Origin of the sequence: Lysinibacillus sp. NPDC056185 (assembly GCF_047737915.1) — a bacterium.
Taxonomy (GTDB): Bacteria; Bacillota; Bacilli; order Bacillales_A; family Planococcaceae; genus Lysinibacillus.
The window spans coordinates 1-2731 of sequence record NZ_JBLLLQ010000070.1; the positions used below are offsets into that span (position 1 = coordinate 1).

Annotated in this window: 3 protein-coding genes; all 3 read right to left on the bottom strand. The window is 71.5% G+C overall.

From position 1 onward, the window contains the following. Window positions 1-1318: condensation domain-containing protein (locus tag ACMZ42_RS26850; RefSeq protein ID WP_415733390.1), on the bottom strand; the 1318-nt coding region annotated here is incomplete at its 3' end. Further along, window positions 1315-1587 carry an acyl carrier protein gene (locus ACMZ42_RS26855; RefSeq protein WP_415733391.1) on the bottom strand — a complete coding sequence of 91 codons (273 nt, stop codon included), beginning with the start codon at window positions 1585-1587 and terminating at the stop codon, window positions 1315-1317. The genes ACMZ42_RS26855 and ACMZ42_RS26850, both read right to left, overlap by 4 nt. Continuing rightward, a partial coding sequence (locus ACMZ42_RS26860) for an acyl-CoA dehydrogenase family protein (RefSeq protein ID WP_415733392.1) occupies window positions 1584-2731 on the bottom strand: 1148 nt, incomplete at its 5' end. The genes ACMZ42_RS26855 and ACMZ42_RS26860, both read right to left, overlap by 4 nt.

Genomic DNA, 2731 nt, shown 5'->3' on the forward strand with positions numbered 1-2731 from the left:
TGGTGACGGCGTCCAGCAGTCGCAGGTAGTGCCTGCTCAGCCGGTCGATCGTCGGTCTGATGAACAGATCGGTGCTGTACCGGAACAACACGGTGAGGCCGCCGCTGCCGGAAAGGACCTCGACCGCCAGGTCGAACTGGCCCTCCTGCTGCGGAAGGTCGTATCCGGTGATGCTCAGTCCCGCGTACTCAAGGACGCGTTGCCCCCGTGGGTCGGCCAGCAGGTCCATGACCGGGTCGAGGCGGCTGGTGGCGACCATGGTGAACGTGGTCTGGAAGACGGGTGTACGTGCCGCGTTCCTGACCACGCCGAGCGCGCCGGGGAGCAGCGGGAAGGGGTACTCCTGATGGAGCATGGCGTCGCGCAGCCGCTGCGCGGTCCGGTGCAGCAGCACGTCGAAGGTGGTGTCGTCGTCGAGCGAGGCGCGCAGCACCATCGGGTTGACGAAGTAGCCGACGGTTTCGCGCAGTTCGCGTTCACGGCGGCCGCTCGCCGGGCAGCCGATGATGAACTCGGGCTCTCCGGTGTACCGGTGCAGCAGCGCCTGGAAGGCGGCGACCAGCACCACGAACGGGGTGGTACGTCCGGCGGCCGCGGTGGCTCTGATCCGTTCGGCCAACCGGTCCGGGACCGGCGTGGCCACGGTGTCGCCGCGGTGGCCGGGCAGGGCCGGCCGGGGCAGGTCCGCAGGGAGGTCGAGGACCAGGGGCGCGTCTCGGCAGGTGTCACGCCAGAACTCAGCGAGACGATCGGTGTGTTGGTGGTCGGCGAGCATCCGCTCCTCGGCCGCGACCCGGACCTCGAATCCGGTGGCGGGACCGTCCCACGGCAGCGGGTCGCCGTCGGCGAGAGCGCCGCAGGCGTCCAGCAGTTCCCGGAGCAGCATGGCCTGGGACACCGCGTCCGTGGCCAGGTGGTGGGCGGCGACCAGCAGTACCTGGCCATCGGGGGTGTCGAGGAGGACCACCCGGAAGGCGCTGTCGGTGCACAGCCGGAAGGGCCGGGCTCCGGCGGAGCGGACGAGCGCGCGCAGTTGTTCGCCCGTCTCGCCGGTGGAACGGATCTCGGGCTCCAGCAGGCCGGGTGGATGCACGGTCCGGTAGGGACCTGTCTCGTCCTCGTCGAAGGTGGAGCGCAGCATGTCGTGGCGGTGCTCGACCGCCGCGACGGCGCCGGCGAGTACTGCCGGGCCGATGCGCCGGCCGCCGACGATCCGGACCGCGCACATCACGTGGTAGGCCGAGCTGTCCGGGGCGATCCGATGCAGATACCAGAGGGCCTGCTGCCCCTGGGTCAGCGGCAGCCGGGTACCGGTCACGGCTGCTCTCCGGTGAAGATCCGGTGGAGGTGGGCCGCCATCGCGTCGCACGTGGGGTGGTCCCAGGCCAGGGTCTGCTCGACGACGATGTCGTACTCGTCCTCGATGTCACCGCAGAAGGCCAGCGCGTAGACGGAGTCGAGGCCGTACTCCACGAGGGGCACGGACGGGTCTATCGCGGCGGCGGGCCGCTCCAGGTAGAAGGCGGCTCGTCCGACGAGCCAGTCCCGGATCTCTTCCAGAGCGTGGGGGCGGGCTGCAAGGGTCACGGTGTTCTCACTCCGTCGTTCGCGGATTCGGCAGGAAGAGCGGGATGGGCGGGAAGCGGGTAGGGCTGTCCGGCGAGCGGATCGCCGTACAGGTCGAAGCTGCGGTGCGCCGTCCGGCGCTCCAAAAGGAGGAAGAGGAGGGCCGGTTCGATGCCGGAGCCGGGGGCGGCCGGCACCGGCAGGCCGATCCGGGCGGCGAGCCGGCGCAGCGCGGCGATCACCCAGGCCGGGTCGGCGAGGAGCGGGTCCCCGTCGGCCCGGTTGTGTCGCCAGACGCCCACGCAGGCGGCGGCACCGAGCACCGCCGCGTACCGGGCGGCCAGGGCGAAGGCGTCGGGTCCCGCGGTCAGGGTGCGGTCGCCCGGTGGCAGTTCCACCTCCGCCATCCGGCGCAGTTCGTCGGTGAACACCTCACACAGCGCGGCCAGTTCGGCGGGTTCGCCGGGTCTGGGTGGTTCGCGGAGCACGGAGGTCGGCAGGTCGCCGCCGCGGGCGGAGAGCTGCAGCCGTCCGTGGTCGAGGGGTGGCAGCTCACCGTCGATGCGGAACAGTTCGGCGGGCGCCGGTTCCGGCCGCCGCCAGCCCCGTCGGGACAGTGCGGGAAGTTGCGGGACGACCGAGGCACGGCAGACGGTTCCGCTCGCGTGGGCCAGCGCGGCCACCGGCAGGTCCCGCAGCATCTTCTGGACGATGGCGAACGGTCCGTCGCGCAGGAACGAACGGGCGCCGAGCAGCACCGCGAGGCGCTGGGCCGCGTCCTGGACGAGATCGGCCACCAGATACTTGGACAGTGCGGACAGGACGCTTCCGTGCTCGGGGCGCAGATGCAGGCTGCGGGCGGTGACCGTGGCGAGACTGTCACAGATCAGCAGGTCGGCGAAGGCTCCGGTGAGGACCGAGCGGACGTGGGGGAGTTCGGCGACGGGCCGGCCGTACAGCCTGCGTTCCAGGGTGAAGGAGAGCACGGTGCGCAGCTGGGTATCGAGTCCGCCCAGCATCATGCCGGGCAGTACGGCACGGGTGACCTGGAAGGCCCGCATGACGTTCTCCAGCCCGTGTCCGGGCTCTCCGACGATGCTGTCCCGGTCGAGCGGGAGCCGGGTGAAGTCGGCTCCGGCGAGGAGACAGCCGCGCAGTGCGGAGG